The organism is Streptomyces sp. NPDC041135 (genome assembly GCF_055592085.1).
The window spans coordinates 1-24,634 of the sequence record NZ_JBVIYZ010000004.1 but is presented as its reverse complement, the minus strand read 5'-3'; the positions used below and the strand labels follow the sequence as shown (position 1 = coordinate 24,634).

The 24,634-nt window shown below is 72.3% G+C and carries 27 protein-coding genes, 3 tRNA genes and 1 pseudogene; 8 read left to right on the top strand and 23 right to left on the bottom strand.

Annotated elements, in window-relative coordinates:
• Positions 1-20: 20 nt before the first annotated feature.
• The 6 genes from ACZ6CZ_RS11195 to ACZ6CZ_RS11170 form a co-directional block, all read right to left on the bottom strand.
• Positions 21-449 carry a MaoC family dehydratase gene (locus tag ACZ6CZ_RS11195; RefSeq protein ID WP_469017999.1) on the bottom strand — a complete coding sequence of 143 codons (429 nt, stop codon included), beginning with the start codon at positions 447-449 and terminating at the stop codon, positions 21-23.
• A gap of 5 nt (positions 450-454) precedes the next feature.
• A complete protein-coding gene (locus ACZ6CZ_RS11190) occupies positions 455-919 on the bottom strand; it encodes an FAS1-like dehydratase domain-containing protein (protein WP_469017996.1) in 465 nt (154 codons plus the stop codon).
• Positions 920-1,086: 167 nt separating this feature from the next.
• Complete coding sequence (rpmG, locus tag ACZ6CZ_RS11185) at positions 1,087-1,251, bottom strand: 50S ribosomal protein L33 (RefSeq protein WP_003948671.1); 165 nt, start codon at positions 1,249-1,251, stop codon at positions 1,087-1,089.
• A 90-nt stretch (positions 1,252-1,341) separates the two neighbouring features.
• Positions 1,342-1,414, bottom strand: a tRNA-Met gene (locus ACZ6CZ_RS11180).
• A 46-nt stretch (positions 1,415-1,460) separates the two neighbouring features.
• Positions 1,461-1,533, bottom strand: a tRNA-Thr gene (locus tag ACZ6CZ_RS11175).
• 291 nt (positions 1,534-1,824) lie between these two features.
• Positions 1,825-2,232 (bottom strand): hypothetical protein, encoded by a 408-nt coding sequence (locus tag ACZ6CZ_RS11170; RefSeq protein ID WP_469017994.1) that lies wholly within the window; start codon positions 2,230-2,232, stop codon positions 1,825-1,827.
• 13 nt (positions 2,233-2,245) lie between these two features.
• Between ACZ6CZ_RS11170 and ACZ6CZ_RS11165 the strand changes: the two genes are divergently transcribed.
• Positions 2,246-3,397, top strand: coding sequence for an amidohydrolase family protein (locus ACZ6CZ_RS11165; protein ID WP_469017991.1), 1,152 nt, complete (start codon positions 2,246-2,248; stop codon positions 3,395-3,397).
• A 158-nt stretch (positions 3,398-3,555) separates the two neighbouring features.
• The gene (locus ACZ6CZ_RS11160) at positions 3,556-4,212 is read left to right on the top strand and encodes an SDR family oxidoreductase (protein WP_469017988.1); all 657 of its coding nucleotides are present in this window, start codon (positions 3,556-3,558) and stop codon (positions 4,210-4,212) included.
• Between the two features lie 49 nt (positions 4,213-4,261).
• Here ACZ6CZ_RS11160 and ACZ6CZ_RS11155 read toward each other — a convergent pair whose 3' ends face one another.
• Positions 4,262-4,474, bottom strand: coding sequence for a hypothetical protein (locus ACZ6CZ_RS11155; RefSeq protein WP_469017985.1), 213 nt, complete (start codon positions 4,472-4,474; stop codon positions 4,262-4,264).
• A 183-nt stretch (positions 4,475-4,657) separates the two neighbouring features.
• Positions 4,658-5,056, bottom strand: a complete 399-nt coding sequence (locus tag ACZ6CZ_RS11150; protein WP_469017982.1) for a hypothetical protein — start codon at positions 5,054-5,056, stop codon at positions 4,658-4,660.
• Positions 5,057-5,197: 141 nt separating this feature from the next.
• Here ACZ6CZ_RS11150 and ACZ6CZ_RS11145 point away from each other — a divergent pair.
• Both ACZ6CZ_RS11145 and ACZ6CZ_RS11140 read left to right on the top strand, forming a co-directional pair.
• Positions 5,198-5,425, top strand: a pseudogene (locus ACZ6CZ_RS11145) (helix-turn-helix domain-containing protein); the annotation flags it as partial.
• Between the two features lie 456 nt (positions 5,426-5,881).
• Entirely contained in the window at positions 5,882-6,238 is a 357-nt protein-coding gene (locus tag ACZ6CZ_RS11140; protein WP_469019065.1) for an ATP/GTP-binding protein, read from the top strand.
• Between the two features lie 181 nt (positions 6,239-6,419).
• On the opposite strand, the gene ACZ6CZ_RS11135 is transcribed toward ACZ6CZ_RS11140, so the two are convergent.
• Complete coding sequence (locus tag ACZ6CZ_RS11135; protein WP_469017979.1) at positions 6,420-6,788, bottom strand: thioredoxin domain-containing protein; 369 nt, start codon at positions 6,786-6,788, stop codon at positions 6,420-6,422.
• Positions 6,789-7,298: 510 nt separating this feature from the next.
• Positions 7,299-7,380: transfer RNA gene (locus ACZ6CZ_RS11130), tRNA-Tyr, on the bottom strand.
• 231 nt (positions 7,381-7,611) lie between these two features.
• Here ACZ6CZ_RS11130 and ACZ6CZ_RS11125 point away from each other — a divergent pair.
• Positions 7,612-8,100, top strand: coding sequence for a YajQ family cyclic di-GMP-binding protein (locus ACZ6CZ_RS11125; RefSeq protein ID WP_469017976.1), 489 nt, complete (start codon positions 7,612-7,614; stop codon positions 8,098-8,100).
• A 121-nt stretch (positions 8,101-8,221) separates the two neighbouring features.
• Here ACZ6CZ_RS11125 and ACZ6CZ_RS11120 read toward each other — a convergent pair whose 3' ends face one another.
• The 13 genes from ACZ6CZ_RS11120 to ACZ6CZ_RS11060 all read right to left on the bottom strand — a co-directional run bounded on the left by ACZ6CZ_RS11120 (position 8,222) and on the right by ACZ6CZ_RS11060 (position 20,311).
• Positions 8,222-8,488, bottom strand: coding sequence for a GlsB/YeaQ/YmgE family stress response membrane protein (locus tag ACZ6CZ_RS11120; protein WP_469017974.1), 267 nt, complete (start codon positions 8,486-8,488; stop codon positions 8,222-8,224).
• Positions 8,489-8,694: 206 nt separating this feature from the next.
• Entirely contained in the window at positions 8,695-9,087 is a 393-nt protein-coding gene (locus ACZ6CZ_RS11115; protein WP_469017971.1) for a YccF domain-containing protein, read from the bottom strand.
• Entirely contained in the window at positions 9,084-9,947 is an 864-nt protein-coding gene (gene htpX / locus ACZ6CZ_RS11110; protein ID WP_469017968.1) for a zinc metalloprotease HtpX, read from the bottom strand. Before htpX ends, ACZ6CZ_RS11115 begins: the two co-directional genes overlap by 4 nt.
• A 235-nt stretch (positions 9,948-10,182) precedes the next feature.
• Positions 10,183-11,706 carry an NADH-quinone oxidoreductase subunit N gene (locus ACZ6CZ_RS11105; protein ID WP_469017965.1) on the bottom strand — a complete coding sequence of 508 codons (1,524 nt, stop codon included), beginning with the start codon at positions 11,704-11,706 and terminating at the stop codon, positions 10,183-10,185.
• Positions 11,703-13,277, bottom strand: a complete 1,575-nt coding sequence (locus ACZ6CZ_RS11100; protein ID WP_469017962.1) for an NADH-quinone oxidoreductase subunit M — start codon at positions 13,275-13,277, stop codon at positions 11,703-11,705. Before ACZ6CZ_RS11100 ends, ACZ6CZ_RS11105 begins: the two co-directional genes overlap by 4 nt.
• 6 nt (positions 13,278-13,283) lie before the next feature.
• Positions 13,284-15,278, bottom strand: coding sequence for an NADH-quinone oxidoreductase subunit 5 family protein (locus ACZ6CZ_RS11095; RefSeq protein ID WP_469017959.1), 1,995 nt, complete (start codon positions 15,276-15,278; stop codon positions 13,284-13,286).
• Entirely contained in the window at positions 15,275-15,655 is a 381-nt protein-coding gene (gene nuoK / locus ACZ6CZ_RS11090; RefSeq protein WP_469017956.1) for an NADH-quinone oxidoreductase subunit NuoK, read from the bottom strand. Before nuoK ends, ACZ6CZ_RS11095 begins: the two co-directional genes overlap by 4 nt.
• A complete protein-coding gene (locus ACZ6CZ_RS11085; protein WP_469019063.1) occupies positions 15,655-16,317 on the bottom strand; it encodes an NADH-quinone oxidoreductase subunit J family protein in 663 nt (220 codons plus the stop codon). The genes nuoK and ACZ6CZ_RS11085 overlap by 1 nt, the downstream gene beginning before the upstream one ends.
• A gap of 23 nt (positions 16,318-16,340) precedes the next feature.
• Positions 16,341-16,952, bottom strand: a complete 612-nt coding sequence (locus ACZ6CZ_RS11080) for a NuoI/complex I 23 kDa subunit family protein (RefSeq protein WP_469017953.1) — start codon at positions 16,950-16,952, stop codon at positions 16,341-16,343.
• Positions 16,952-17,920, bottom strand: a complete 969-nt coding sequence (locus ACZ6CZ_RS11075; protein ID WP_469017950.1) for a complex I subunit 1/NuoH family protein — start codon at positions 17,918-17,920, stop codon at positions 16,952-16,954. The genes ACZ6CZ_RS11080 and ACZ6CZ_RS11075 overlap by 1 nt, the downstream gene beginning before the upstream one ends.
• On the bottom strand, positions 17,917-19,257 hold the full coding sequence (locus ACZ6CZ_RS11070) for an NADH-quinone oxidoreductase subunit C (RefSeq protein WP_469017948.1): 1,341 nt from the start codon (positions 19,255-19,257) through the stop codon (positions 17,917-17,919). Before ACZ6CZ_RS11070 ends, ACZ6CZ_RS11075 begins: the two co-directional genes overlap by 4 nt.
• The gene (locus ACZ6CZ_RS11065; RefSeq protein WP_469017945.1) at positions 19,254-19,904 is read right to left on the bottom strand and encodes an NADH-quinone oxidoreductase subunit B; all 651 of its coding nucleotides are present in this window, start codon (positions 19,902-19,904) and stop codon (positions 19,254-19,256) included. Before ACZ6CZ_RS11065 ends, ACZ6CZ_RS11070 begins: the two co-directional genes overlap by 4 nt.
• Positions 19,895-20,311, bottom strand: a complete 417-nt coding sequence (locus tag ACZ6CZ_RS11060; RefSeq protein ID WP_469017942.1) for an NADH-quinone oxidoreductase subunit A — start codon at positions 20,309-20,311, stop codon at positions 19,895-19,897. Before ACZ6CZ_RS11060 ends, ACZ6CZ_RS11065 begins: the two co-directional genes overlap by 10 nt.
• Before the next feature lie 235 nt (positions 20,312-20,546).
• On the opposite strand from ACZ6CZ_RS11060, the gene ACZ6CZ_RS11055 reads away from it, so the two are divergent.
• The 3 genes from ACZ6CZ_RS11055 to ACZ6CZ_RS11045 all read left to right on the top strand — a co-directional run bounded on the left by ACZ6CZ_RS11055 (position 20,547) and on the right by ACZ6CZ_RS11045 (position 24,252).
• Complete coding sequence (locus ACZ6CZ_RS11055) at positions 20,547-21,794, top strand: sensor histidine kinase (RefSeq protein WP_469017939.1); 1,248 nt, start codon at positions 20,547-20,549, stop codon at positions 21,792-21,794.
• 112 nt (positions 21,795-21,906) lie between these two features.
• Positions 21,907-23,328 (top strand): sensor histidine kinase, encoded by a 1,422-nt coding sequence (locus tag ACZ6CZ_RS11050; protein WP_469017936.1) that lies wholly within the window; start codon positions 21,907-21,909, stop codon positions 23,326-23,328.
• A 234-nt stretch (positions 23,329-23,562) separates the two neighbouring features.
• Positions 23,563-24,252 carry a LuxR C-terminal-related transcriptional regulator gene (locus ACZ6CZ_RS11045; protein WP_469017934.1) on the top strand — a complete coding sequence of 230 codons (690 nt, stop codon included), beginning with the start codon at positions 23,563-23,565 and terminating at the stop codon, positions 24,250-24,252.
• The last annotated feature ends 382 nt before the right edge of the window (positions 24,253-24,634 follow it).

The following is a 24,634-nucleotide window of genomic DNA, read 5'->3' as shown; positions in this document are numbered from 1 at the left end:
TGAGCGGTGCTTGCTGCTCCTCAGGCGAGCCGTACGACCGCCCGGGACATGCCCAGGACCTTCTGGCCGCCGCTGGTCGCCGTCAGGTCGACGCGCACGGTGTGGTCGTCGAGCTTGGCCGCCACCTTGCCGCTGACCTCGATGAGGGCACCCGTGTCGTCGTTCGGGACGACGACCGGACGGGTGAAGCGGACGCCGTACTCGACGACCGCGCCCGGGTCGCCGGCCCAGTCGGTGACCACGCGGATCGCCTCGGCCATGGTGAACATGCCGTGCGCGATGACGTCCGGCAGGCCCACCTCCTTGGCGAACTTCTCGTTCCAGTGGATGGGGTTGAAGTCCCCGGAGGCACCCGCGTAGCGCACCAGGGTGGCGCGGGTCACGGGAAAGGCCTGGGCCGGCAGCTCGGTGCCGACCTCGACGTCCTCGTAAGCGATCTTCGCCGTCATCGGTCTCACGCCTCGCCTTCCGCGGAGCCCGCCGCGCGCGCCACGAGCTTGGTCCAGGCGGTCACGACGTGCTCACCGGCCTCGTCGCGGACCTCGCCGCGGATGTCCAGGATGTCGTTGCCCGCGAGGGACTTGATGCCGTCGATGCTGGAGGTGACGGTGAGCCGGTCCCCGGCCCGCACCGGGCGGCTGTAGGCGAACTTCTGGTCGCCGTGCACCACGCGGCTGTAGTCGAGGCCGAGCTGCGGGTCCTCGACGACCTGTCCGGCGGCCCTGAAGGTGATGGAGAACACGAACGTCGGCGGGGCGATCACATCCGGATGACCGAGGGCCTTGGCGGCCTCCGCGTCCGTGTAGGCGGGATGGGTCTCCCCGACCGCCTCGGCGAACTCGCGGATCTTCTCCCGGCCCACCTCGTAGGGCTCGGTGGGCGGGTAGCTCCGCCCCACGAAGGACTGGTCGAGCGCCATGGCCCGGCACCTCCTGATGTCTGCTGCTGCCTGTGTACCGCTGCGGCTGCCTTCTGCCGCGACGGCCGGTGACGGCCCGCGGCGGCCCACAGCCTTGATGGCCAACCGGGGAAACGACTCGAGGCCGCCCCCCTGAATGAGGGGACGGCCTCGAGTACGAGCCTGTTTTATCGCGTTTCGCGGTGCGCGGTGTGCGCATTGCAACGCGGGCAGTGCTTCTTCATCTCCAGACGATCCGGGTTGTTACGCCGGTTCTTCTTGGTGATGTAGTTCCGCTCCTTGCACTCCACGCAGGCCAGCGTGATCTTCGGGCGGACGTCGGTGGCAGCCACGTGAGTGCTCCTAAGACGAACGGATGGACTGATTCAACGCAAGCAAGAGTAGCCGATCGAAGGACCGACCCCGCAATCGGCTACTGTCAGTAGCGGTGACCGGACTTGAACCGGTGACACAGCGATTATGAGCCGCTTGCTCTACCGACTGAGCTACACCGCTTTGATGAGATCGGCCCCCGCCTTGCGACGGGAACCTCTCACACCAGAGCCCCAATACGGAATCGAACCGTAGACCTTCTCCTTACCATGGAGACGCTCTGCCGACTGAGCTATTGGGGCGAGCGATGAAGACATTACACGGTCCGCCGCCGTTCGCCCAAATCCGTTCCCGGCCCCCGGTCCGGGCCCTCTCCCCAGGCCTCCCGGCAGCCCCGCGGGCCCCTGATCGCCTGGCCACGCGGGCCCTGATCGCCGGCCACGCGCGCGGTTGAGGACACACCTTCGGCGGACTCACGCCGGGACCACGCCGGTACGACTATTGCGCTCCTCCACACTCTGCGTGACCGGTCACCCTAGGCTCGTCTCACTTCGCGTGATCTTGAGTCCCGCGCCCAGCCGGCCCGTCCCGGCTCAGCCGGCCCAGCTCAGCCGGGACCCCACAGCCCACCTCCAGTCCGCCCCATGGAGCGCGATGCACGACAGCCAGCCGCAGCCGCCCCGACCACCGTCCGACTCCTCGGGACCGTCCGACGCCTCGGGACCGTCGGACTTCTCAGGACCGTCCGACTCCCCGGGACCGTCGGACTTCTCAGGACCGTCCGACTCCTCGGGACCGTCGGGCTCCTCGGGCTCCTGGGGCCCGTCGAGTTCGCCGGGCCCGTCCGACCGGCAGGACCCACCGCGCCGGTCCGGCTCCTCCTGCTCGTCCGGGTCGTCCGGGTCGTCCGGGTCGTCCGGGTCGTCCGGGTCGCCGGGGGCTCCGGGATCCTCGGGGCAGGCGGAGTCGGCTGCTCTCCTGCTGTGCGGGGCGCGGCTCACGGACGGCCGGATCGTGGACGTACGGCTGGTCGGCGGGCGTATCGAGGCGGTCGGCACGGCCGGCAGCCTGGCGCCGGGCCCGGTCCGTACCGGCGTCTCCCGCGTGGACCTCGGCGGCTACCTGCTCCTGCCGGCGCCCGCCGAACCCCACGCCCACGCCGACACCGCCCTGTCCGCCGAGCACGACGGGCCGGTGCCGTACGCGCCCGAGGACGTCCAGCGCCGGGCCACCGAGGCCGCCCTGCTCCAGCTCGGGCACGGGGCGACGGCGGTACGCGCACACGTGCGCGTGGGCGACGTCCAGGGCCTCGGCGCGCTCGGCGCGGTCCTGCGGGCCCGGCGGTCGCTGCGCGGGCTGGCCGAGCTGACCACGGTGGCGATGCCCCGGCTGCTGACCGGCGTCGCGGGCGCCGACGGGCTCGCCATGCTGCGGGACGCGGCCAAGATGGGCGCCTCCGTGGTGGGCGGCTGCCCGGACCTCGACCCCGATCCGACGGGCTATGTGGAGGCGGTCCTGGAGGTGGCCTCCGAGCAGGGCTGCCCCGTCGACCTGCACACGGACGCCACCGACCCGGCCCGTCTGTCCCGGCTCGCCGTGATGGCGGGCGGCCTGCGCCCCGGAGTGACCCTCGGTCCGTGCGCCGGCCTCGCGCGCCTGCCCGCCGACGCCGCCGCGCGGATCGCCGACCAGCTCGCCGCCGCCGGCGTCACGGTGGTCTGCCTGCCCCAGGGCGGCTGCGCCGGCGCCGAGGGGCGCGGCACGGCACCGGTACGGCTGCTGCGCGCGGCCGGGGTACGGGTAGCGGCGGGCAGCGGCGCCCTAAGGGACCTGTCCAACCCGGTGGGCCGCGGCGACCCCCTGGAGGCGGCCTACCTGCTCGCCTCCCGCTACGGCCTGCGCCCCGAGGACGCCTACGAAGCGGTGAGCACCTCCGCACGCGCCGCGCTGGGCCTGCCGGAGGTCCGCGTGGAGGCCGGTTTCCCGGCCGAGCTGCTCGCCGTGCGCGGTGACCACCTGGCGGGCGCGCTCTCGCTCGCCTACAGCCGGATCGTGGTGCACCGCGGGCGCGTGGTGGCCCGTACCAGCGCGGTCCGCGAGTACTGCAACTCGGCCGCCGCCGCTGAGCTGGGGCTTCCTCGGCAGGGGCGGGGCGCGTTGTCGTGAACGGAGGGCGCTGCCTGCGAGCGCGCGCCCCGGCGCCCGCACGGCGTACGCCTGGGCGACCCAGCAGTGCGCACTCCGACGCCATGCGCCATGCGCGTCCCGGTGACCGGTGTCAAGTCGTGCGGCGGATGCGGCCCTTCGGGCGTACGGTCGGAATCATGCGCATTGTCATCGCTGGTGGTCATGGTCAGATCGCGCTGCGGCTGGAGCGGCTGCTCGCCGCGCGCGGGGACGAGGTCGCGGGGATCATCCGCAGGGCCGAGCAGGGCGACGATCTGCGAGCGGTCGGCGCCGAACCGATCGTGCTCGACCTGGAGTCGGCCTCGGTCGAGGAGACGGCGTCGCGGTTGCGGGGCGCGGACGCGGCGGTCTTCGCGGCGGGCGCGGGTCCGGGCAGCGGTACGGCCCGCAAGGAGACGGTGGACAGGGGCGCGGCGACGCTGTTCGCGGACGCGGCGGTCCACGCGGGAGTGCGCCGTTTCCTGGTCGTCTCCTCGTTCGGAGCGGACCCGGAGCACCAGGGCAACGACGTCTTCGACGTCTACCTGCGCGCCAAGGGCGAGGCGGACGCGTACGTCGCCCGTCAGACGGCCCTGGACTGGACGATCCTGCGCCCCGGCTCGCTGACGAACGAGCCCGGCACCGGCCTGGTACGCCTGGAGGCCCACACCGGCCGCGGCGCCGTCCCGCGCGACGACGTGGCGGCCGTCCTGGCGGAACTGGTGGACACCCCGGCGACGGCCGGCCTGACCCTGGAGCTGATCGGCGGCTCGATCCCGGTGCCGGTGGCGGTGAAGTCGGTGGCGGGCAACTGAGGGTCCGTCGGGAGCACGGGCTGCCGGCCCGCTCGGACGGGCGCCGCTGTCAGAAGAGGGGCAGCTGCCCCGGGTGGTCCGGCACGGTGTAGCCGTCCAACGACGGCTGGACCGCCCCGAGCTGGGCCTGCCGCCGCGAGCCCGCACAGGACACGAGGTCTCCGGGGCCACGGGTGCCGGGTGGGTCGTGCCGCGCGAAGCGTCCGGCGACGACGGCGATGTCACGCCCGCACTCGGGACAGGTTCTCCGACGGGAAGTCATGATCCCAGTGTGCGAGGGCGCCCCCCCGAACGCGCCGCCACCCGTCCCGTGTTGCCACTCACACCCCCAAACACGGCACAGCCGGACGGAGTCGGACGTCGTCGCACGCCGAACCGACGAACCGACGAACCGACGAACCGACGGACGGGTCGCCCGGGTCGCCCGGTAGCGCCAACGCGCGCGTCACGCCAGGAAGTAGGCGGCCAAGCCGACGAGCGTCGTCATGGCGGTGAACGCGCCGCCCGAGGTGTACCAGCGCTTGGCTCTGCCCATGTAAGCCGTTCCCGTGCCGGGGTTGGTGCCGCCGGTCGCGCAGTACGCGCCCACGGCCGCCACGGTCGCGCAGACCTCGCCGAAGGCGACCCAGCCGACCCGGATGCCGCCCGGGGTGTGGTCCGGCAGCCCCAGCGCGACGGCCACGGCGGCGACGTTGACCAGGGTGCCCACGAATCCGCTGCCCGCGGGCAGGAGGGCCAGTCGGGCGGGGGTGTTGTCGCCGACGGCGAGCTGGAAACCTAAGAGGCTGATCATCAGCGCCACGAGGGTGAAGATCCCCACCAGCGCGGGTGCCAGACTGGACACGCGTCCCCCAGGGTCATGGTCCGTACGGGTTCTCGGGCACGCCGAGACAGCGCCATCGGGACGTCCGTCCGTCCAGGCCCCCGAGCGTGTTTCTAGACTACGCAAGGATGGAACGGTTGGAAACAATGGAGGTGAGGATCGATGTCCCCCCGCCGCGCGAACCCGGTGCCCAGTACGGTCCCGCCCGCCGGCCGTGAACTCGTCCTGGTCCTGCGGAGCCTGTGCGACGACTCGGGCCTGACCTACACCCGGCTGTCCGAGCTGACCGACACCAGCGCGGCGACCTTCTCCCGGTTGCTCAGCGGCTCCCGCCTTCCCGGCGAGGCCTTCCTGCACCGCCTGTTCCTGGCTCTCGACCTCGACCCCGAACAGCAGCGTCAGCTCACGCGGTTGTGGCGGCGGGCCCTCGACGAGCGGCGCGGGCCCGAGCCCGAGCCCGCCCCGGAGGATCGGACCTCCGGCGCCGCCGACCTCAGGACGGCGCTCGAGGACCTGCGGGTCGCAGCGGGCCGGCCGAGCCTGCGCCGCATCGCCGCCCTGGTGGACGGCGTGTCCACCACGACCGTCCACCGGGTGCTCCAGGCTCCGCAGGAGCGCCCCGCGCTCGTGGTCCCCGTGGCCTACGCGCTGACCCGGTTACTGCCGGAGACGGCCGACCGGGACCGTGCGCTGGACCGGGTCCGCGAGGTGGCCGGCCCTGCCTTCCTGGGACCGGCGCCCACGGTCGAGGAGTGGTCCCGCACCGTACGGGAGCTCTTGGCGCACAGTGCGGAGCTGGAGCGGCAGCTGGCCGAGCGTCTGCCCGGCGAAGCGTCGGACGCGCTCCTGGCCGACGGCCGGCGCAGTGCGGAGGCAGCCCGCGCGCTCCTGCGACGTGCTCACCGCTCGGACGACGAGGAGACGGCCGGCACCGCCACCGGCTCCCCGGCAGGGCCCTCAGCAAGCGGCGAGGTCTGGCGGGGCGAGGCATGGGTGGTCCGCGTGGTGGCCGGCACCGTCGGCAAGACCTACCGCTGCCCGGGATGCGACCAGGAGATCAGGCCGGGAACGCCGCACGTGGTGGTCTGGCCGCAGTACGGCAACGTCGACGAGCGACGGCACTGGCACCATGCCTGCTGGAACGCCAGGGACCGCCGCAGCGCCCGACTGCGCCCACCCGCGCGGGGCACGGACGGCACCTAGGCGGGCCCTGAGGTACCCGGCTGGACGGCTCCGACTCAGTGGCGAACGGGAGAGGCGGAGCCGGGTAGTGAGCCCGGCCCGTGATCTCCTCGGTCACGCGAGACCCTTCGCCGTAGAAGGCGCTGATGCGGCGTGTGACGGTCCGGCTAGCGGTTGCCAGCGAGGCGGGCGGGTTCGGACGCTAGGCCCCGGCCAGTTCGTCCAGCAGCTTGCGGAGCTTGTTCGGGTCAGCCCCGAGGAGTTCGCCCTTCTTCTCTCCGTTCCAGTAGGTCTGGAAGGTAGGCATGGCCCTGATGCCGGCCCCCTCGGACACGTCTGGGACCTGGTCGACGTCGATGATCGCGAACCTGACGCCGCTGTACTCCGGCTCTGTGGAAAAGCGCTCGAATCTGGGCTGGATGAGTTTGCAGGGGCCGCACCAGACCGCTGTGAAATCCGTGATGACTTTCGGATTGTCCGCGAGCAGCTCGTTGAACTGCTCTGCGCTGGTCACGTGGATCACAGCTCTCGCGGCGGCGGGAGCCTCGGCCCTTGGCTGCTGCGTCGACACGAACGCCGCTCCTTGGCCTGGGGGACGGAGGGTGGCTGACGATGCACTGGCGTACGGGGCAGCGGCGAGCATCGCGCCCAGCACGACGGCGGTGGCCCTGCTCAGCCGACGCCCATGCGGTGCTGCCGGCCGGAGGGCGCCGGAAGCCAGGGTCTGGGGATCTGTGTTCATGCGGTCAACGAAACCGGTGCCCCTTGCGAAACGTAAGGAAGACCGATGTCGAGTCACGCGGAAGGGAAGCAGCGCTCGCCTCAATAGCCCAAGGCAGACGAAACCAGTCGCCTCGTGTGTTCCCAGCCCCCAACCGATCCTGCCCGATCCTGCCCAACGGCTGAGGACAACCTGGCTTCGTGCGTGCCCCGTTGCCGCAGGATGCACGAGCGTGCGACCGGGCGGCGGGACGCTGCTGCCCGCACGAATGGCCAACAGCCCCTGCGCTGATCGGGGCGACGTACGACAAGGGCCCTGTGACCTGCTGTTGCAGCAGGTCACAGGGCCCTTGTTCCCGTGTGGCGGCGCCAGGATTCGAACCTGGGAAGGCTGAGCCGGCAGATTTACAGTCTGCTCCCTTTGGCCGCTCGGGCACACCGCCGGGGTTTGCCACCAAGGCGGCCCGCTTGCGGCGGTGCTCCCTGGCAACGACGTAAACAATACCCGATACGGAGGGGTGCTTCGCCACCCGATTGATCGGCGCTCGCGGGTCGCGGGGTGACTAGGCTGGGACGGATGCGGCCCGGCTCGGCGCCGGGCTCGGCGGCCGCCGCCGCGCACGCCGACACGCAGCCCATACACACACGCACCCGGACACAAGGAGCCACAGGACATGGCCGACTCCAGTTTCGACATCGTCTCGAAGGTCGAGCGGCAGGAGGTCGACAACGCCCTCAACCAGGCCGCCAAGGAGATCTCGCAGCGCTACGACTTCAAGGGCGTCGGTGCCTCGATCTCGTGGTCCGGCGAGAAGATCCTGATGGAGGCGAACTCCGAGGAGCGGGTCAAGGCAGTCCTCGACGTCTTCCAGTCCAAGCTGATCAAGCGCGGTATCTCGCTGAAGGCGCTGGACGCGGGCGAGCCGCAGCTCTCCGGCAAGGAGTACAAGCTGTTCGCCTCCATCGAGGAGGGCATCTCCCAGGAGAACGCGAAGAAGGTCGCCAAGATCATCCGGGACGAGGGTCCCAAGGGTGTCAAGGCCCAGGTCCAGGGCGACGAGCTGCGCGTCAGCTCCAAGAGCCGCGACGACCTCCAGGCCGTGATCGCGCTGCTCAAGGGGCAGGACTTCGACTTCGCGGTGCAGTTCGTGAACTACCGGTAGTCCCTGCCCGGGCGGGACGGGGAAGGGCGGGCGCCTCCGGGCGCCCGCCCTTCTCACGTGCCCGTCCTTGCCGCACGCCCATCCCTTGCCGCATGCCGTCCTTGCCGAATACGCGCCCGGCTCAGTCCCGGGAGTTCCCGAACACGACGCGGTAGAGGACGAGCAGCACCAGCGCGCCGCCGATCGCGGCGGCCCAGGTGGGTCCGTCGTAGAAGTGCTTGCTGACGGGGTGGTCCAGCCAGCGGGCGGAGATCCAGCCGCCGACGAACGCTCCCGCGATGCCGATGAGCGTCGTGCCGATCAAACCGCCCGGGTCGCGTCCGGGCAGCAGCAGTTTGGCGATGGCTCCGGCCAGCAGCCCCAAGATGATCCAACCGATGATGCTCATGCCGTGAACCTGCCCTCTCCCGCTGTGCCGGCGCTGTTACGGCCCTGTGCTTCTCCGGCCGGGAAACGCTGTGACCTCCGGTCGGCAGGCGGGGGTCCGTGCCGTCTCTCGTGGAGGACGCCTGGTGGGCACCGGTGGTTGCGGCGCTCGGCGGAGGGCTCGCCGCAGTGGGCCCCCCGGGACCGCGCGGACCCGGAGCTGCGCCGTCAGCGCGTCGCGAACGGCTGGTCGGTGCGTACGATCTCGCGGCCCAGGGGCAGCAGCGAGACGGGGATCAGCTTGAAGTTGGCGACGCCGAACGGGATGCCAATGATGGTGACGCACAGGGCGATGCCGGTGACGATGTGGGCGAGGGCCAGCCACCAGCCGGCCAGGACCAGCCACAGGACGTTGCCGAGGCAGGAGGGGGCGCCCGCGTCACGGCGATCGACGGTGGTGTACCCGAAGGGCCACAGGGCGTACACGCCGATGCGGAAGGCGGCGAGCCCGAAGGGGATGCCGATGATCGTGACGCACAGCAGGACGCCCGCGAGCAGATAGCCGAGGAACAGCCAGAAGCCGCTCAGGATGAGCCAGATGACGTTCAGGACGGTCTTCACCGGTATCCACCTGCCATTCGTTCCAGCCGGGCGATGCGCTCCCCCATCGGAGGATGCGTGGAGAACATCTTGGACAGTCCCTGACCCGGTCGGAACGGGTTGGCGATCATCATGTGGCTCGCCGTCTCGATCCGGGGCTCGGGCGGTAGCGGCAGCTGCTTGGTGCCCGCCTCCAGCTTCCGCAGGGCGCTGGCGAGCGCGAGCGGGTCACCGGTGAGCTGCGCGCCGGAGGCGTCCGCCTCGTACTCCCGGGAGCGGCTGATGGCCAGTTGGATGAGGCTGGCGGCCAGCGGTCCGAGGATCATGACGAGCAGCATGCCCAGCAGGCCGGGACCGTCGTCGTCGTCCGAGCGGCCGATCGGGATGAACCAGGCGAAGTTGACCAGGAACATGATGACGGAGGCGAGGGCGCCGGCGACCGACGAGATGAGGATGTCGCGGTTGTAGACGTGGCTCAGCTCGTGTCCGATGACGCCGCGCAGCTCCCGCTCGTCCAGCAGGCGCAGGATGCCGTCGGTGCAGCACACGGCGGCGTTGCGGGGGTTGCGGCCGGTCGCGAAGGCGTTGGGTGCCTCGGTGGGCGAGATGTACAGGCGCGGCATGGGCTGGCGGGCCTGCGTGGACAGGTCGCGGACCATGCGGTAGAGCGCAGGGGCCTCGAACTCGCTCACGGGGCGGGCACGCATCGCGCGCAGCGCCAGTCTGTCGCTGTTCCAGTAGGCGTACGCGTTGGTGGCCAGGGCCACCAGGACCGCCACGACCAGGCCCGTCCGCCCGAAGAGGCTGCCGACGACGATGATGAGCGCGGACAGCCCCCCGAGGAGCGCCGCGGTCCTGAGCCCGTTGTGCCGACGGTGCACGGTGCGCCCTCCAAGTGGTGCAGCAGGGAACCCGTCGCCTGCGGATCTGCCTTGCCGGTCTTGCGATGCCACCGGTGCCGTGGTGTCACGTCCAGTGGACCTTCCCGCTCTGGTCAACGCCAGGCGGCGGCCGCGAGTTCCCTGGTGCGGGCGGCGGCGCGGGTCGGCTGTCCGGGTGAGGGAGGTCGCGGGGGCGCACGCGCGCGGGGAGGGCTCCTCGCGCGCGTGCCGCGGGTCAGAACAGGCCGGTGGAGGCGAAGCGGAGGACCAGCTGGGGCGCGCCGGACAGGACGACGCCGAGGACGCCGGTGAGGGTGAGTGCGGCCGTGAGGGGGGCGGGGAGGCGGTGGCGGGCGGGCTCGCCCTCGGGGGCGCGGAACAGCAGGGCCGTCCACTGGAGGTAGTAGAAGAGGGCGATCACCACGTTGACGGCCATGACGACGGCCAGCCAGCCGAGGCCCGCGTCGACGGCCGCGCCGAACACGGTGACCTTGGCGAACAGGCCGATCACGCCCGGCGGCAGGCCGGCGAGGCAGAGCAGGAAGAAGGCCAGCAGCAGCGCGGTCACCGGATTGGAGGCGTACAGGCCCCGGTAGTCGCTGAGGCGGTTCAGGGCCCTGGTGCGGCCCACCAGGGCGGCGACCGCGAAGGCGCCGAGGTTCACGGCGGCGTACATGAGGGCGTAGGCGACGGTGGAGCCGATCGTCTTCCGGGCGTCATCGGTGTATCCGGCCGCGGCGATCGGCACCAGAAGGTAGCCGGCCTGGCCGACGGAGGACCAGGCGAGCAGCCGTACGGCGCTGTGTGCGCGGGCGGCCTGCTGGCGCAGGGCGCCGACGTTGCCGACGGTCATGGTCAGCGCGGCCAGGACGGCCAGGGCGGGGCCCCAGACGTCGGCGTACGACGGGAAGGCGACGACGGTGACGAGGATGAGGCCGGAGAAGCCGACCGCCTTGCCGACGACCGACAGGTAGGCGGCGATGGGCAGGGGGGCGCCGACGTAGGTGTCGGGGACCCAGAAGTGGAAGGGCACGGCCGCCGTCTTGAAGGCGAAGCCGATCAGGGTGAGGACGACGCCGGTCTGCGCGAGGGTGTGCAGCTGTCCGTCGACGTGCTGGATGCGGTCGGCGACCTGGGTGAGGTACAGGGTGCCGGTGGTGGCGTACACGAAGCTGATGCCCATGAGGCTCACGGCGGTGGCGGTGACCGAGGACAGGAAGAACTTCAGGGCCGCCTCGGAGGACTTGCGGTCGCCGTGCCGGATGCCGACCAGCGCGAAGGCGGGCAGGGACGCGACCTCGAGGGCGACGATGAGGGTGGCCAGGTCGCGGGAGGCGGGCAGCAGGGCGGCGCCGGCCGCGGAGGAGAGCAGCAGGAACCAGAACTCGCCCTCGGGCACGCGCCGCTGTTCGTCCTTCAGGGTGGTCACCGACAGCAGGGACGCCAGCAGTGCGCCGCCGAGGACGAGGAACTGGATGACGAGGGTGAACCGGTCCGCGGTGTAGCTGCACGCGTGCGTGCCGCCGCTGACGCAGAAGGTGCTGCGGTCGCCGTCGAGCAGCGGCAGCAGGAGGACGGCGGCCGCGGCGAGCCCGGCGACCGAGACCCAGCCGAGGACGGCCTTGCGGGCCTGGGGCACGAACAGGTCGGCGACGAGGACGGCGAGGCCCACGAGGGCGGCGGTGAGGGGCGGGGCGACGGCGAGCCAGTCGACGGACTGGACCACCGACTGGACCGGCGGCTGGGCCAGGGCGCTCATCGGTTGCCTCCTGCCAGGAGCTGCTGCACGGCCGGATCGGTCAGGCCGAGGAGGACCTTGGGCCAGAGCCCGGCGACCAGGGTGAACACGATCAGCGGGGTCCAGGCCGCGAACTCGTAGCCGTGGACGTCGGCGAGGGCCGGCGCCTGCCGGGGTACGACGCCCATGCAGACCCGGCGGACCACGACGAGCAGGTAGGCGGCCGTCAGCAGGGTGCCGAACGCGCCGATCGCCATGAAGGTGAGGAAGGCCGGGCGGCTGAGACCGGCGGCGGGGTCGAAGGCGCCGAACAGCGACAGCATCTCACCCCAGAACCCGGCGAGGCCGGGCAGGCCGAGGGAGGCGACCGCGGCGAAGGCGAGCAGTCCGCCGAGGCGGGGGGCCCGGCCGTACAGCGCTGCGCCGGTCTGCGCGGCGAGGGCGTCGAGGTCGGTGCTGCCGGTGCGGTCCTTCAGCGAGCCGACCAGGAAGAACAGCAGGCCGGTGATGAGTCCGTGGGCGATGTTGGCGAACAGCGCGCCGTTCACGCCGGTCGGGGTCATGGTGGCGATGCCGAGCAGGACGAAGCCCATGTGGCCCACGGAGGAGTAGGCGATCAGGCGCTTGAGGTCGCCCTTCCCGCCCTGCCGGGCCAGGGCCAGGCAGGCCAGGGAACCGTAGATGATGCCGACCACGGCCAGGGCGGCGAGGTAGGGCGCGAAGGTGCGGAAGCCGTCCGGCGCGACCGGCAGCAGGATGCGGACGAAACCGTACGTGCCCATCTTCAGCAGGACACCGGCCAGCAGGACCGAGCCGACGGTGGGCGCGGCGGTGTGCGCGTCCGGCAGCCAGCTGTGCAGCGGCCACATCGGCGTCTTGACCGCGAGCCCGAGTCCGATCGCCAGTACGGCGATGACCTGCACGGACGTGGTCAGCGACCGGCCGTTGTCAGTGGCGAGTGCCACCATGTCGAAGGTGCCGGCCTTGATCCCGATCAGGAGCAGGCCGAGCAGCATGACGACGGAGCCGAGCAGCGTGAAGAGGATGAACTTCCACGCGGCCCGGGTCCGGCCCTCGCCGCCCCAGCGGGCGATGAGGAAGTACATCGGGATGAGCACCGTCTCGAAGGCGAGGAAGAACAGCAGCAGGTCGAGGACCGCGAAGGTGGCGAGGGTGCCGGACTCCAGGACGAGCACCAGGGCGACGAAGGCCTTGGGGCTCGGACCGGACGGCGCCTTGAAGTAGGAATACAGGGCGCAGAGGAACGTCAGCAGCGCGGTCAGGACCAGAAGGGGGAGGGAGATGCCGTCGATGCCCAGGTGGATGCGCACGTCGAGTGCGGGGATCCAGCTGATGTCGGTCGTGGCCTGCATCCTCGACGGATGGTCGTGGTCGAAGCCGAGCGCGAGGACCACCGCGGCGACGAGGATCACGCCCGTCACGGTGACGCCGTGCCGCAGTACGGCCTGCTCGGGCGACTTCCCCTTCAGTCCGGGCGGGGCGGGCAGCAGGGCGGCGACGGCGCCGAGGAGCGGGCCGACGACGACGAACGCCAGAAGGAACTGCATCACGGACTCGTTGATATCGATCACGCCTGCTCACGCTCCCGTGGCGACGAGGAGGACGGCGACCGCCAGGACGACGGTGCCGGCGAGCAGCGCGCTCACATAGGTCTGCACATTGCCGGTCTGGGCGCGCCGGACGCCGGCGCCGAGCAGGCGGGGCAGGGCGGCGGCGCCGCGGACGTAGGTGTCGACGACCTCGCGGTCCAGGAACCGGACGAGGCTCGCCGCGGCCTGCACCGGGCGGACGAACGCCGCCGTGTACAGGGCGTCCAGGCGGAAGCCGGCGGCCGCGGGCCGGTGCAGCGGGCCCAGCAGCAGCCTGCCCGGGTCGGCCGGGTCGGCGGCGTGGGCGATGTCGCCGTAGGCCGGTGTGTGGCCGGCGATGGCCTCGGCCTCGACCAGTGCGGCGTCGCCCTCGGGGTGGGCGGCGACCGCGCCGATCGGGACCTGGGCGGCCCGGGCCGCGGTGTGCCGCCAGGCGCCGTAGGTGAGCAGGCCGCCGGCCAGGGCGAGGCCGGTGCCGAGGACGGAGGTCGTCAGGGCCGGGGTGAGGTCGTGGCCGTCGAACCAGTCGGGCAGCGAGCGGTAGGCGAAGCCGCCGAAGGCGAGGGAGGGCACGGTGAGCACCCACAGCACGACGGTCATCGTCAGCGGCTGGCGGCCGTGGTCGGGGACCTCGGCGCCCCGGCCGCGGAAGGCCAGCAGCCACAGCCGCGTGGCGTACGCGGCGGTGAGCACGGCCGTGAGCAGACCGGCGACGAGGACGATCCAGCCGGCGCTGCCGGGAACGGGACCGGGATGTCCGGTGGCGGCGTGCTCGGCGGCGCCCAGGACGGACTCCTTGGAGAAGAAGCCGCTGAAGGGAGGGATCGCGGCGAGCGCGAGGAGGGCCACGGTCATCGTCCAGTAGGCGTCCGGGACGCGGTCGCGCAGGCCGCTCATCCGGGACATCGCGGCGAGCGAGTTGGTGCCGGCGGTGTGGATGACCACGCCGGCCGCGAGGAACAGCAGCGCCTTGAAGGCGCCGTGGGACAGGAGGTGGAAGACGGCGGCGCCGCGTTCGCCGACGGCGAGGGCGCCGGTCATGTAGCCGAGCTGGCCGATCGTCGAGTAGGCGAGGACACGCTTGATGTCGTCCTGGGCGAGCGCGGCGAGACCGGAACCGGTCATGGTGACGGCGGCCATGACGGCCATGACGATCGTCGCGGCCGCGGACGCCTCGAAGACGGGCAGCAGCCGGGCGACGAAGTAGACACCGGCGGCGACCATCGTCGCGGCGTGGATCAGCGCGGAGACGGGCGTGGGGCCCGCCATCGCGTCGGGGAGCCAGGTGTGCAGCGGGAACTGCGCCGACTTGCCCGCGACGCCCGCGAGGAGCAGCAGGGCGGTCAGCGTCGGGTGCGGCAGTGAGCCGCTCGCGACGGCGCCGAGGACGCGGGTGATCCGGAAGGAACCGGCGCCGGCGGCGAGTGCGAACAGGCCGATCAGGAAGGGGACGTCACCGAGCTTGGTGACCAGGAAGGCCTTGAGGGAGGCGGCCCGGGCCTCCGGGGTCTCCCAGTAGTGGCCGACCAGGAAGTAGGAGCAGATGCCCATGACCTCCCAGCCGACCAGCAGCACCATCAGGTCGCCGGAGTAGACGACCACCAGCATCGCGGAGGTGAACAGGGAGACGAGCGCGGCGTAGGAGGGGTAGCGCGGGTCGTCGCGGAGGTAGCCGGTCGAGTAGATCTGCACGCAGGTGGCGACGAAGGCGACCAGTACGGCGGTCAGGGCCGCGAAGCCGTCGATGTGCAGGCCCAGCTCGATCGGCACGGAGCCGGTGGGCGTCAGCTCGGTGGCGGAGTCGATCGCCGCGCCGCCGCCCTGGCGCTCGGCGACCACCGCGGCCAGGACCAGTGCGGCCAGCGGCGGCAGCACGGCGAGCGGGCGGACGAAGCCGGGGGCCGTGCGGCCCAGCAGCAGGCCGGCCGCGGCGCCCAGGAACGGAAGGAGGGGGACGAGGACGGCGAGGGTGGTCGTGGTCACGCGGTGGCCTCAGCCTTCTCCGCCGGTGGGGTGTCGCTGCCGGGGCCGTCGCTCGCGCGGCCCTCGGCGGTGTCGCGGAGCCTGTCGATGTCGGAGGTGCCGCGGTTGCGGTGGACGGCGAGGACGATCGCCAGGCCGATGCCGATCTCGGCGGCGGCGATGGCGATGGTGAACAGGGTCAGGGCCTGCCCGGAGTGCAGCGTCTCCTCGGCGGTCCTGCTCAGCCAGACGTCGAAGGCGACGAGGTTGAGGTTGACGGCGTTGAGCATCAGCTCGACCGACATCAGGACCAGGATCGCGTTGCGGCGGGCGAGGACGCCGTACAGGCCGGTGCAGAACAGGAGGGCGGAGAGGACGGCGGGATAGGCGAGGTGCATCAGCGGACACCGTCCTGGTCGGCCGGGGCGTCGTCGCCGCCGCGGGCGTGCGGGACACCGTCGGTGACGGCGGCCGCGTCCGCCTTGCGGGACAGGACGATCGCGCCGACGAGTGCGGCGAGGAGGAGGACGGAGAGCGCCTCGAAGGGCAGGACCCAGTGCCGGAACAGGCTCGCGCCGGTGACCTCGGTGGAGCCGGCGGCGGGGCCGTCCAGGTCGATCCAGGTGGCGCGGAAGGCGTCGACGACCACCCAGACCAGGGCCGCGGCGCCGGCGACGGCCACGGTGAGGGCCGCCCAGCGGTTGCCGGAGTCGGCGTCCGGGGAGCGGCCGATGGGCGCCCTGGTGAGCATCAGCCCGAACAGCAGGAGGACGACGACGGAACCGACGTAGATGAGCACCTGCACCCAGGCGATGAATTCGGCGGTGAGCAGGAGGTATTCCACGGCGAGGCCGCCCAGGGCGACGACCAGCCACAGGGCGGCGTGCACCAGTTGCCGCGTGGTGACCGTGACGAGGGCGGCGCCGAGGGTGACCAGGCCGACGAGGAGGAAGGCGATCTCGACACCGGTCGGGGACAGGAAGCCGTGCCGTTCGGACGCGGCGAGGAGGGCGCCGGCGGTGCCGCGGGCGAGCGGGCCGGTGGGTGTCGTCGCGGTCACCGCCGCGGTCGCTGCTGCGAGGCTCACGAGTCGTCCCCCTGCGGGTCCAGCGGCTCCCGCGGCTCCTGCGGCTCCTGCGGTGCGGCCTGCGCCGCGGCGAGCTTCTCGGCGCTCTTGCGCGCGGCGGCGATCTCCTTCGGCTCCTCCGCGCCCGGATCGAGGGCGGGCGGGGCCGGCACGGTCCACATCCACTCGCGGAGCTTGTCGCGCTCGTGGGTGAGTTCGCGGATGTCGGTCTCGGCGTACTCGAACTCCGGGGACCAGAACAGCGCGTCGAAAGGACAGACCTCGATGCAGATACCGCAGTACATGCACAGGGCGAAGTCGATGGCGAAGCGGTCGAGGACGTTGCGGCTGCGTTCGCGGCCGCCGGGGGCCGCCGCCGGGATCGTCTCCTTGTGGGAGTCGATGTAGATGCACCAGTCGGGGCACTCGCGGGCGCACAGCATGCAGACCGTGCAGTTCTCCTCGAACAGGCCGATCACGCCGCGGGTGCGCGGCGGGAGGTCGGGCTGGACGTCGGGGTACTGCTGGGTGACCGTCTTCCTCGTCATCGTGCGCAGCGTGACGGCGAGGCCTTTGGCGAGTCCGGAGCCGGGGATGCGGGGCCGGGTGGAGGGGACCGACTCAGCCATCAGGAGATCACCACCTTGACGATGCCGGTGAGGGCGATCTGAGCGAGGGAGAGGGGGACGAGGAGGGTCCAGGAGAGCTTCTGCAACTGGTCCTCGCGCAGCCGGGGATAGGTGACGCGGAGCCAGATGACGACGAACGCGAGGATCGCGGTCTTCACCAGCGTCCACACCCAGCCGAGGCCGTCCGCGCCCCAGGGACCGTGCCAGCCGCCCAGGAAGAGGACGGTGGTCAGGCCGCACAGGACGATGATCCCGGCGTACTCGGCGAGCAGGAACAGGGCGAAGCGCAGACCGGTGTACTCGGTGTACGCGCCGAAGATGATCTCCGAGTCGGCGACGGGCATGTCGAACGGCGGACGCTGGAGTTCGGCCAGACCGGCCACGAAGAACACCAGCGCACCGACGATCTGCCAGGGCAGCCACCACCAGCGGAAGGCCTCGGCGATGCCCGGCAGGGAGACCGTGCCGGCGGCCATCGCGACCGAGGCGGCGGCGAGCAGCATGGGGAGTTCGTAGGCGAGGAGCTGGGCGGCGGTGCGCAGGCCGCCGAGGAGGGAGAACTTGTTGGCGCTGGCCCATCCGGCCATCAGCGAGCCGAGCACGCCGACGCCCATCACGGCCAGCACGAAGAAGACACCCGCGTCGAGGACCTGGCCGACGGCCCCCTCCCCGGGGCCGATCGGGATGGCGAGCAGGACCAGCAGGTACGGCAGCAGGGCGACGGCGGGCGCGAGCTGGAAGACGCGGCGGTCGGCGCCCGCCGGGACCACGTCCTCCTTCTGCGCGAACTTCACACCGTCCGCCACGAGCTGGGCCCAGCCGTGGAAGCCGCCTGCGTACATGGGACCGAGGCGGCCCTGCATGTGGGCCATCACCTTGTGCTCGGTCTGGCCGACGATCAGGGGGAAGGTGAGGAAGACGACGAACACGACGAGGAGTCGCAGGGCGACGTCGAGCGCGCCGTTCACCGCGGGCCTCCTGCGGGGTCGTCGGGGGTGGTGGGGTCTTCGGGGGCGCGAGTGCCGGTGCCGGTGGGGTCGTCGGCGGCGGGAGCGCCGTCGCGGTCCGGCTGCTCCGGGGCCGCCGACTGGTCCGGGGCCTCCGACTGCCGCGTGGGCTCCGGGTCGGGGGTCCGCTCCGGCTCCGGGTCGGGGGTCCGCTCCGGCTCCGGCCGCTGCGCGGGCTCCGGCTGTGAGGAGGCCTGCGTGGGCTCCGGCTGCCGCGTGGGCTCGTCGAACGCGGGGCGGGCGTGGTGCCAGGGGGCGTCCGCGCTGCGGGGAGCGGTGCCACGCGCGCGTGGCGTGGAGGTGTCGGGTGCCGTCGGCTCCGCGGCCTCCGGTGTCCCGGCGCGCTGGGAGGCGGAGCCCGCCGAGGCGCTGCGTGCCCGGCGCGGCCCGGAGGGAGCGGTACGCCCGGAGGCGGGACCCCCGGCCGGGGCCGCCGCACCCGGGCTGCGCGGAACGTCCGGAGCACCGGGGATCTCCGTACCGGCGGACGCGGAGGTGACCGGGGGTGCGGTCGCGCCCTCCGCCTCCGTACCCGCCGCGCCGCTCGCCAGCTGGCTCGCCGAGCCCTGCGCCGCCGTACGCGCCCGCCGGGCGGGACGCTCACCGGAAGCGGGACGCCCGCCTGCGGCGGGTCGTTCACCGGCGGCCGCCGCCCGTACCGGCCGCTCCCCCGCCGCACGGGCCGCACCCCGGGCCGGGCGGGCCGGGGCGGGCGGGAGCTGGCCCTTCAAGGGCCCCCACTCGTTCGGATCAGGGACACCGGGCGGCAGCATCTGACGGCGCTTGGGGCCGCCGTGGCCGGCGCCCGCCGCGGACTCCCCCGGCTCTTTCGCCCCGGGCCAGGCCTTGGCGACCCGGGCCGCGAGGACGAAGTCCTTGCGCAGGGGATGTCCCTCGAAGGTGTCGGGCAGGAGGAGGTGGTCGAGCCCGGGGTGGCCGTCGAAGGTGACGCCGAACATCTCGTGGGTCTCGCGCTCGTGCCACGCGGCGCCCGCGTAGACGTCGACGGCGGAGGGCAGCGCCGGCGTCTCGTACGGGACGGTCGTGCGCAGCAGCAGGCGCCGGACCGGGGCGAGGGCGACGACGTGCGCGCTGACGCGGAAACCGGTGCCCGGCTCGTCGACGGCGCTCAGCCAGTCGAAGTAGGTGCAGTCCAGCTCGTCGCGGGCGGTGCGCAGGGCGGAGATCCAGGCGGCGGGCGGTACGTCCACCGTCAGGACCTCGTACGACTCCTCGGCCGTCGCGTCCGTGCCGAACAGCTCCTCGGCGGGAGCGGGCAGCCAGCCGGTCGCGGTCATCGCGCGTCCCCCTCCGCGGCGGAGGAGCCGTCAGCCCTGCCGTCAGCAGTGCCGCTCGCGGGCGCGGGAGGCCGTACGAGACCGCTCTGCAGGGCGGCGGCGGAAGGGCGGCCGGCGGTCGTGCCGTACCGCTCGGCCAGCGACTCCCGGGCGATCTTCTCCTGGAGCTTGAGGATGCCCTGGAGCAGCGCCTCGGGGCGGGGCGGGCAGCCGGGGACGTACACGTCGACCGGGATGATCTGGTCGACGCCCTTGGTGACGGAGTAGGAGTCCCAGTAGGGGCCGCCGCAGTTGGCGCAGGCGCCGAAGGAGATGACGTACTTCGGCTCGGGCATCTGCTCGTACAGGCGCTTGACGGCCGGGGCCATCTTGTCGGTGACCGTGCCGGAGACGACCATCAGGTCGGCCTGGCGGGGGCCCGGCGCGAACGGGATGACGCCGAGGCGGATGAAGTCGTGGCGGGCCATCGACGCGGCGATGAACTCGATCGCGCAGCAGGCGAGGCCGAAGTTGAAGACCCACAGCGAGTAGCGGCGGCCCCAGTTCAGCACCACCTTCATCGGCTCGGGGGCCAGACGTGCCAGGGCGCCCAGCCGCTTGGGCTCGGGCAGCGGCACGGGCTCGGAGACCGAGGGGCTCACGTCCATGTCAGGACCCCCTTCTTGTATGCGTAGAGCAGGCCCACGGCGAGGAAGCCGAGGAAGACGAACATCTCCACCAGGGTGGTCGCGCCGTAGCCGGGGGCGGCGAAGACCGTGGCCCAGGGGAACAGGAACACCGAGTCGACGGCGAAGATCACGTACAGGAACGCGTAGACGTAGTAGCGGACCTGGGTGTGGGCCCAGCCCTCGCCGACGGGGTCGACGCCGCACTCGTACGTCAGGAGCTTCTCGGGGGTGGGCACGACGGGCCGCAGCAGGCGGCCGGCGCCGAAGGCGACCGCGACGAAGAGCACGCCGAGGACGGCGAGCAGTCCTACGACCGAGTAGGACCGGAAGTAGCCGGTCGCGGCGTCCGCCGCGACGACGGTCGAGCCCGCCAACGTCTCCCGCACCCTGCGTCCCTCGCTCCCTGACCTCGTGGCCTGACCTGGTGACGTGACCTCGTGACCTGAGTGACCCCTGCGCCGCATTGCCATTCGAGGATCTGTACGCACGGGAGTCTAGGCCCTGATAAAGAGACGGTAAGCGGCCCGTCACGGGGTGAGACGCGGGGGTGGGGTTTTCCCCCGCACGTCCGGGCGGCCTACCTCATGGCGCCGGGCCGCCGGGCACGGCACGCTGGCCCCTATGACCGCTTCCCTGCCCGCCGCCGACACGCGGCCCGCCGCCGCGCGACCGGACGGTGCCGACCGCCTGCCACCGGCCCGCCCGGCCTTCGAGGCGCACACCTGGAAGGAGATCGCGCATCTCCTGACGAACCTGCCGATGGCGCTGGTCGGCTTCGTCTACGTCGTCACGGTTCTGACGGTCAGCGGCGTCCTGACCCTGACCGTGGTGGGCTTCCCGCTGCTCGCGGCCGGTCTGCTGGGCGCCCGGCAGTTGGGGAGGCTGGAGCGTGGCCGGGCCCGGGCGCTGCTCGGGGTACGGGTGGAGGAGCCGAGCCGGCTGCCCTTCGCCCGGGGCCGCGGCGGCCCGGTGCAGCGGCTGTGGATGTCGCTGAGGGACCCGGTGGGCTGGCGGACGCTGCTCTACGACGGCATCCGGCTGCCTTGGGGCATCTTCACCTTCGTCACCACGCTGACCTCGCTGTTCGTGCTGTGGCCGGTGCTGCCGTTCATCGCACGGGCGCTGACGAACGTGGACCGGGCGATGGTGCGCGGGCTGCTGTCGCCCTCCGACGAGCTGGAACGCCGCATCGCCGAACTGGAGTCCGACCGCGGGGTCGTGGTGGACACGGCGGCGGCGGACCTCAGACGCATCGAGCGGGATCTGCACGACGGGGCGCAGGCCCGGCTGGTCAACCTCGCGATGGGGCTCGGCCTGGCGAAGGAGAAGCTGGCCGAGGGCCGGGCCGACGAGCACGTGGCGGCGATGGTCGAGGAGGCGCACGGCGAGGTGAAGCTGGCGTTGCAGGAGCTGCGCGACCTGGCCCGGGGCATCCATCCCGCCGTGCTGACCGACCGGGGTCTGGACGCGGCGCTGTCGTCGGTGGCCTCGCGCTGCACGGTGCCGGTGAAGGTGACGGCCGACCTGGCGACCCGGCCGGCCGCCGCGATCGAGGGCATCGCCTACTTCACCGTCTCGGAGCTGCTGCAGAACGTCAGCAAGCACAGCGGGGCGCGCGGCGCGTCGGTCGACGTGTGGCGGGTGGAGGACCGGTTGCTCATACAGGTGCGGGACGACGGCCGGGGCGGCGCCGCCCTCGACGGGGGCACCGGTATGCGCGGACTCGCGGAGCGGCTGGGCGCGGTGGACGGTCTGTTCGTCGTCGACTCCCCGCCCGGCGGCCCGACGGTCGTCACCGCGGAGCTGCCCTGGCGCGACCGGTCGGACACCTCCGACCAGGTGTCCCGGCAGCGGTCCCGCCGAAGGTAGGGATAACCCCCCGCAGGAGACGCCGACGGCCTCCATGGCCCGTGGACCTGCGACGCAGCAGGCTGAAGGCAGGGCAACACAGCCGCCTGACGAGGAGAACGGGACGCCGCCGATGACCACGCAGTACGGGCAGGAGCACGGCCAGGGGTACGGCTCGGGGTACGGCTCCGAGCACGACCGGGACCGCATGCGGGTCCACCCGCACGACGACCCGCGCGAGTACCGGCACCGGTACGGGCACGAGGAGCCACGGCGCCACCGTCTGCCCGCCGTGCTGCGGGCGCCGGTCGAGGCGCGCAGCTGGCGCGAGTTCGGGTACGTGCTGCTGAGTCTGCCGATCGCCTGCGTCCTGTTCGTGTGGGCGGTCACGATGGTGTCGCTCGGGGCGGGCCTGCTGGTGACGTTCCTCGGGGTTCCGGTGCTGGCGGCGGGGCTGGCGGGCTGCCGGGGCATCGGGGCGCTGGAGCGGGTGCGGGCGCGCGGACTGCTGGGCCTGGAAGTGGCCGACCCCGAGCCGCTGCGGACGGGCCGCCCGGGCGTCATGGCGTGGATGGGCGCGCTGCTCAAGAGCGGCACGTCATGGCGGCACCTGCTGTACGCGCTGCTGCACTTTCCCTGGGCCGTGTTCTCGTTCTGCGTCGCGGTCAGCTTCTGGACCTACGGCTGGGCGCTGCTGACCTACCCGCTGTGGTTCTGGGTGTTCCCGGTCTACGGCGGCCAGGGCGGCCTTCAGCTGTACGGCGACGGGCAGCACCAGATCTACCTGGACAACCCCTTCGAGGTCACCGTCACCGCACTGGTCGGGCTGCTGTTCACGCTGGCCACGCCCTGGCTCGTGCGGGCGTTGACCATGGTGGACCGGCAGCTGGTGAAGGGGCTGCTCGGACCGTCGCGGCTGTCGGCGCGGGTGGTGGAGCTGGAGTCGGACCGGGGGATCGTGGTCGACACGGCGGTGTCGGACCTCAGGCGCATCGAGCGGGACCTGCACGACGGGGCGCAGGCGCGGCTGGTCAACCTCGCGATGGGGCTCGGCCTGGCGAAGGAGAAGCTCCGGGAGGACCCGCGGGCGGCGGCGCGGATGGTGGACGAGGCGCACGGCGAGGTGAAGACCGCGCTGCAGGAACTGCGTGACCTCGCCCGGGGCATCCACCCCGCCGTGCTGACCGACCGGGGCCTGGACGCGGCGCTGTCGTCGGTCGCCTCCCGCTGCACGGTCCCGGTGCGGGTGGAGGTGGACCTGGACAGTCGGCCGGCCCCGGCCATCGAGGGGATCGCCTACTTCACCGTCTCGGAGCTGCTGCAGAACGTCAGCAAGCACAGCGGGGCACGCGGTGCGTCGGTCGACGTGTGGCGGGTGGAGGACCGGCTGATGCTCCAGGTCATGGACGACGGGGCGGGCGGCGCCGACCCGCGCGGCGGTTCGGGTCTGGCCGGTCTGGCCGAGCGGCTGGGCGCGGTGGACGGCGTCCTGGTGGTGGACTCCCCGGCGGGCGGACCGACGCGGGTGACGGCGGAGCTGCCCTGGCGCGGATGACTCCCCGCACCCCCTGCGGCTGAGCCCCCGCGTCCCCTCCCGGCGGGCTTCCCCGGTCACCGTTCCCCCTCCCGGCGGCCTTCTCCGGTCGTCCGCGGTCTCTGTCCGCAACGTTGTCCACAGCCCTTGTCCACAGCTTCGGCGGCCCGCGTCGAATGCTGGAATGCTGGACCCTCGCAGGGACGGGTGACGGACCGCGGTGGACGAGCCGCGGCGGCGTGGGAGGGACGGGCTATGGGGGGCCGGGAGATCGTGGAGGACAGGGTGCGGGTGGTCATCGCCGAGGATTCGGTGCTGCTCAGGGAGGGCCTGACCCGGTTGCTGACGGACCGCGGGCACGATGTCGTGGCCGGTGTGGGGGACGCGGAGGCCTTGCTGAAGACCATCGCCGACCTCGACGCGCAGGGTGAGCTGCCCGACGTGGTGGTGGCGGACGTGCGGATGCCGCCGACGCACACGGACGAGGGAGTGCGGGCGGCCGTCCAGCTGCGCAAGTCGCATTCCGGGCTCGGGGTGCTGGTGCTGTCGCAGTACGTCGAGGAGCGCTATGCCACCGAACTGCTGGCCGGTTCCAGCCGCGGCGTGGGGTATCTGCTCAAGGACCGGGTCGCCGACGTGCGGGAGTTCGTCGACGCGGTGGTCCGGGTGGCCGCGGGCGGTACGGCTCTGGACCCGGAGGTGGTGGCCCAGCTCCTCGGGCGCAGCCGGAAGCATGACGTGCTGACGAAGCTGACCCCGCGCGAGCGCGAGGTGCTGGGCCTGATGGCCGAGGGGCGCACCAACTCCGCGATCGCCCGGCAGCTGGTGGTCAGCGACGGCGCGGTGGAGAAGCACGTCAGCAACATCTTCCTGAAGCTGGGCCTGTCCCCGAGCGACGGCGACCACCGGCGGGTGCTGGCCGTACTGACCTACCTGAACTCCTGAGAGCCGCCACCGCGCCCGCACCCGGCCGGTCCGTGCGAAAAGCGGCGGACGTGGGAAGTCATGACGCGTCAGGGCGAGGGTCCGTCTCAAAACGCCGTTCAACATGCGAATGCGCACCGGAAGGCGACCCTTACCGACGTAGGGTTGTTTTCGGGAAGGTCCGTGGGACGACCACTCCCGGACAGCCGCCTCGAAGGAGGTCCAGTTCAGTGACCAGTCAGGTCAGCAGCCCAGCGGAGCACACCGACGGAACCGTCGTAGGAGAGCAGCGCAGACCGGGCGGAACGAAGGACGTTCGTCGTCTGGACCGGGTGATCATCCGGTTCGCGGGGGACTCGGGTGACGGTATGCAGCTCACGGGGGACCGGTTCACCTCGGAGAC

Bases quoted from the DNA above. Each gene is read 5' to 3' on its own strand.
- ACZ6CZ_RS11120 (WP_469017974.1), bottom strand. From the start codon at position 8,488: ATGAGCATCATCGGTTGGATCATCTTGGGGCTGCTGGCCGGAGCCATC.
- ACZ6CZ_RS11160 (WP_469017988.1), top strand. From the start codon at position 3,556: ATGCGCATTGTCATCGCTGGTGGTCATGGTCAGATCGCGCTGCGGCTG.
- ACZ6CZ_RS11070 (WP_469017948.1), bottom strand. From the start codon at position 19,257: ATGACCGCGACCGGCTGGCTGCCCGCTCCCGCCGAGGAGCTGTTCGGC.
- ACZ6CZ_RS11195 (WP_469017999.1), bottom strand. From the start codon at position 449: ATGACGGCGAAGATCGCTTACGAGGACGTCGAGGTCGGCACCGAGCTG.
- ACZ6CZ_RS11055 (WP_469017939.1), top strand. From the start codon at position 20,547: ATGACCGCTTCCCTGCCCGCCGCCGACACGCGGCCCGCCGCCGCGCGA.
- ACZ6CZ_RS11105 (WP_469017965.1), bottom strand. From the start codon at position 11,706: ATGAGCGCCCTGGCCCAGCCGCCGGTCCAGTCGGTGGTCCAGTCCGTC.
- ACZ6CZ_RS11155 (WP_469017985.1), bottom strand. From the start codon at position 4,474: ATGACTTCCCGTCGGAGAACCTGTCCCGAGTGCGGGCGTGACATCGCC.
- ACZ6CZ_RS11065 (WP_469017945.1), bottom strand. From the start codon at position 19,904: ATGGACGTGAGCCCCTCGGTCTCCGAGCCCGTGCCGCTGCCCGAGCCC.
- ACZ6CZ_RS11045 (WP_469017934.1), top strand. From the start codon at position 23,563: ATGGGGGGCCGGGAGATCGTGGAGGACAGGGTGCGGGTGGTCATCGCC.
- nuoK (WP_469017956.1), bottom strand. From the start codon at position 15,655: ATGCACCTCGCCTATCCCGCCGTCCTCTCCGCCCTCCTGTTCTGCACC.
- ACZ6CZ_RS11190 (WP_469017996.1), bottom strand. From the start codon at position 919: ATGGCGCTCGACCAGTCCTTCGTGGGGCGGAGCTACCCGCCCACCGAG.
- ACZ6CZ_RS11080 (WP_469017953.1), bottom strand. From the start codon at position 16,952: ATGGCTGAGTCGGTCCCCTCCACCCGGCCCCGCATCCCCGGCTCCGGA.
- ACZ6CZ_RS11050 (WP_469017936.1), top strand. From the start codon at position 21,907: ATGACCACGCAGTACGGGCAGGAGCACGGCCAGGGGTACGGCTCGGGG.
- ACZ6CZ_RS11125 (WP_469017976.1), top strand. From the start codon at position 7,612: ATGGCCGACTCCAGTTTCGACATCGTCTCGAAGGTCGAGCGGCAGGAG.